Annotated in this window: 3 protein-coding genes; 1 reads left to right on the forward strand and 2 read right to left on the reverse strand. The window is 76.1% G+C overall.

From position 1 onward, the window contains the following. Nucleotides 1-187 precede the first annotated feature (187 nt). On the reverse strand, nucleotides 188-781 hold the full coding sequence (locus FNQ90_RS19490) for a DUF305 domain-containing protein (RefSeq protein ID WP_323380076.1): 594 nt from the start codon (nucleotides 779-781) through the stop codon (nucleotides 188-190). A 256-nt stretch (nucleotides 782-1037) separates the two neighbouring features. Beyond that, complete coding sequence (locus FNQ90_RS19495) at nucleotides 1038-1496, reverse strand: DUF6153 family protein (RefSeq protein ID WP_182607553.1); 459 nt, start codon at nucleotides 1494-1496, stop codon at nucleotides 1038-1040. Nucleotides 1497-1729: 233 nt separating this feature from the next. Here FNQ90_RS19495 and FNQ90_RS19500 point away from each other — a divergent pair. Further along, nucleotides 1730-2517 (forward strand): FUSC family protein (locus FNQ90_RS19500; RefSeq protein ID WP_228471405.1); only part of this gene is annotated, 788 nt, incomplete at its 3' end.

A 2517-nucleotide genomic window follows, 5' to 3' on the forward strand; every position in this document is an offset into this window, starting at 1 on the left:
GGCCTCCCCCGGCGGGATCGGTCGCGCGGGGTTCGTGGGTGTTCGCCGGTGCGGTGGATTCCGTGGGGTCCGGTCCTGCCATGCGCCCATCCTGCCGGCCCGCCGGCGACGGCGGGGCCCGCCCCGACCGGTGACCGGTCGGGGCGGGCGCGTCGGGGTCGGGGACGACCCGGGGACGGGCCGGCCGTCAGCGCTCGACGGGTTCGCCGAGCAGTTCGCGCATCCGCTCGATCTCGGCCTCCTGGCCGTCGATGATCTCCCGGGCGAGGTCGGCGGTCGGCTCGTGGGAACCGTCCGCCAACACCTGTCGGGCCATCACCAGCGCGCCCTCGTGGTGTTCGATCATCAGCTCGAGGAAGGCGGTGTCGAACTCCTCGCCGTCGAGGGCGGCGAGGCGGTTCATCTGCTCCTCGGTGAGCATGCCGGGCATGCCGTGCGCCCCGTGACCGTCGTGGTCACCGTGGCCGTCGGCGTCCTCGACACCCCACTCGTCCAGCCAATCGGTGAGGGTCTCGATCTCCGGGCCCTGGGCGGCCTCGATCTCCTCGGCGAGGGTGCGGACCTCCGGTGAGGCGGCCCGGTCGGGGGCGAGTTCGGACATCTCCAGGGCCTGCCGGTGGTGGGGGATCATCTCGCGGGCGAAGGCGACATCGGCGTCGTTGTGGTCCTCGAGGGGCTTCTCGTCCCCGGCTGCGGGCGCGCCGTGACCGGCGTGCTCGACGGATCCGGCGTCGGTGCCGCAGGCGGTGAGGGTCAGGGCGCCGGCGGTCAGGGCCGCCACCGCGAGGAGACGACCCGACCGGCCCCGGCGAGCGGGGACGCCGGCAACGGTGCCGGCGGTAGGGGCGGTACGGGCGGTACGGGCGGTACGGGCCGCGGGAACGCCGGAAAGGAAGGCATGGCGGGTCGGACGCATGGTGAAGGACTCCTGCGATGGTTCACCGCCGGGCGCGCGATCGGGCCGCGCGGGGCGGACTCGAAAAGGGAACGTGACGGCGCCGGGCGCCGGCCGCGGGGCCGACCGCCCGGAGGCGCTCCTATATCCGCAGGAGTTGGAGTTCGCTCAGCGAGGGCGGAGCCCGGAAGCCGAGCGGCGCGCACGACCGGGCCCCGGGCGGGGCCGGCGCGAGGACCGGTACCGGGGCGGTGCCGGTGGGCAGCGGCGGGGAGGGCGCGAGGGCCACGCCGGAGGCGGCGCAGGTGACCTCGGTCCGCTCCCCGTGCCCGCAGGGCTCCCGCGTGTCGGCGGACCGGTCGGCGGCCGACGGGTGCCCGGGGGCGTGCTGGAGCGCGGTGAACGGGTGCCCGGGGCCGTGGGCACGGCCCGGACCGTGTTGGTCGGCGTGCCCGGCGGCCGGATGGGCGGCGGAATGGTGGCCGGGAGCCGTCACGGCGGCGTGCGCGAGCGCCGGAACCCCGACGCCGTGCAGGACGAGCACGCCCAACAGCAGTGGCAGCACCCGAAGGAGCCGAACCGCCCGGGGGAGCCGGGACATTCGGGACACGCCGCCCCGCCGTCCCGTTCCACGCCGGCTTCCGCTCACGTCGTCATCCTAGGCGGGAGGATCTCCCGTCCGGGATGCGGACATCCCGGCTCCGTTGGTTGCCGTACCCACCGATCCGGGCAGGGGCACCCCCGCGGTGGCACGGTCGCCGCCCGACGACAGCCCCCGGCGGCACCCCGGCGGGGTGCCGGAGACCGTGGACCGGGACGCGAGGGAGGAGACGAATGACCCCACTGGGAACGGCGCGCCGCAGCACGGCCGAGGCCCTGGACCACCTGCGACGCGCGGCCCGCGGCCCGGGCTGGGAGCGCGACGACCTCGTCCTCCAGCTCAAGATCGTCGGCGCCACGGTCGTCGCCTGGCTGATCGCCTCGGCGGTCCTGCCCTCCACGGTGCTCACCTTCGCGCCCTTCACCGCGCTGCTCGTCCTCCAGGGCACCGTGCACCGCTCGTTGCGGGTGTCGCTGAAGTACCTGGCGGCGGTGGTGGTGGGGGTCAGCCTGGCCGCCGCGTTCGGCGTGACGGCGGGCGTGCACGGCTGGTCGCTGGCGATCCTGATGCTGCTCACCCTGGCGGCCGGCCGGCTGTGGCCACTGGGCAACGAACGCACCCAACTGCCGGTCGTCGCGCTCTTCGCCTTCGCCGCCGGCAACGGCGACCCCGACTACGGGCTCGACCTGCTGCTGGCCGTCGCACTGGGCGCGGGGTGCGGGCTGGGCTTCTCCCTCGTCCTCCCCGCCTCCCCGCACCGCCGCGGCGACGCCGAGGAGGCCTGTGCGGACCTCGCCCGACGGGTGGCGGCCATGCTGCGCTCGCTCGGTGAGTCGCTGGCGGAGGAAACGCCCGAGGAGAGCACCGTCCGACGGTGGGAACGCCAGTTGCGCGACCTGGAGGCACGCACCCGCAGCGCCCGGTGGGTGGTCTCCGAGAGCGAGGACGCCGCCCGGCACGTGGCGGCCCGACGGCCGGGACGACGCCCCGGCCGCGGGGGCGGGGCGGCGGGGGCGACGGC

Origin of the sequence: Streptomyces alkaliphilus (assembly GCF_014141535.1) — a bacterium.
Lineage (GTDB): Bacteria > Actinomycetota > Actinomycetes > Streptomycetales > Streptomycetaceae > Streptomyces > Streptomyces alkaliphilus.

What these genes read in the sequence shown, in the direction of transcription:
- FNQ90_RS19495 (WP_182607553.1), bottom strand. Translation starts at nt 1,496, where the DNA reads ATGTCCCGGCTCCCCCGGGCGGTTCGGCTCCTTCGGGTGCTGCCACTG.